Source organism: Mycobacterium gordonae (assembly GCF_001417955.2).
GTDB classification, from domain to species: Bacteria; Actinomycetota; Actinomycetes; order Mycobacteriales; family Mycobacteriaceae; genus Mycobacterium; species Mycobacterium gordonae_B.
On sequence record NZ_LKTM01000208.1, the window covers coordinates 1 to 1,090 of the forward strand.

The 1,090-nt window shown below is 80.2% G+C and carries 1 protein-coding gene; it reads right to left on the reverse strand.

The window, feature by feature from the left end; genetic code table 11:
- Positions 1–1,090: hypothetical protein (locus tag AO501_RS38100; RefSeq protein ID WP_197419857.1), on the reverse strand; the 1,090-nt coding region annotated here is incomplete at both ends.

The window sequence follows — 1,090 nt, forward strand, 5'->3', positions numbered from 1 at the left end:
GCCGGCACCGCCCTGGCCGCCGTCGCCGCCCGCGGCGCCTTGGCCGCCGGCTCCGCCGCCGTTGGAGCCGAGGCTGCCGGCGCCGCCGTGGCCGCCGGTTCCGCCGATACCGCCGGCCCCGCCATCACCGGCGGTGCCGGTGGCACCCGTGCTTGATCCGGAACCGCCGAGGCCGGCCGCGCCACCCGTGCCGCCGACCCCGCCGATACCGCCCGCGCCGCCGGCCACGCCGGGGTTCGCGCTGTTGTCAGCACCAGCACCGCCGTGGCCGCCGGTTCCGCCGACCCCGCCGATACCGCCCTGACCGCCGGCACCTTGCTGGCCGCCGCCGCCGGATCCGGCTGCGCCGCCGGCCCCGCCCTGGCCGCCGTCGCCGCCGACCGCGCCTTGCCCACCGGTGCCACCACCTGTGGCGCCGGTGCTTCCTTGTCCGCCTTGGCCGCCGGTCCCGCCGACGCCACCAATACCGCCGTCACCGGCCGTGCCGGACGCGCCGGTGCTCGATCCGGCCCCGCCCAGGCCCGCCGCGCCACCAGTGCCGCCGACCCCACCGACGCCGCCCGCACCGCCCGCGACACCGGGGTTGGCGCTGTTATCGGTGCCGACACCGCCGTGTCCGCCTTGGCCGCCGACCCCACCGACGCCGCCCTGACCGCCAGCACCCTGGCCGCCTGCGGTGCCACCGTTGCTGGCACCAGCCGCGCCCCCGGCACCGCCCTGGCCGCCGGCACCGCCGGCCGAACCTTGCCCGCCGGTGCCACCACCGGTGGCGCCGGTGCTGCCTATACCGCCCTGGCCACCAACCCCGCCGATACCGCCGTGGCCCCCGTCACCGGCCGTGCCGGACGCGCCGGTGCTCGACCCGGAGCCGCCGAGGCCCGCCGCACCACCCGTGCCGCCGACACCGCCGATACCGCCCGCACCGCCGGCCACGCCCGGGCTGGCGCTGTTGTCGGTACCGGCACCGCCGTGCCCGCCGATGCCGCCGACCCCACCGATGCCGCCCTGACCTCCAGCACCCTGGGCGCCGGCAGTACCGCCGTTGCTGGCCCCGGACGCGCCGCCGGCACCACCCTGTCCGCCGTCACCG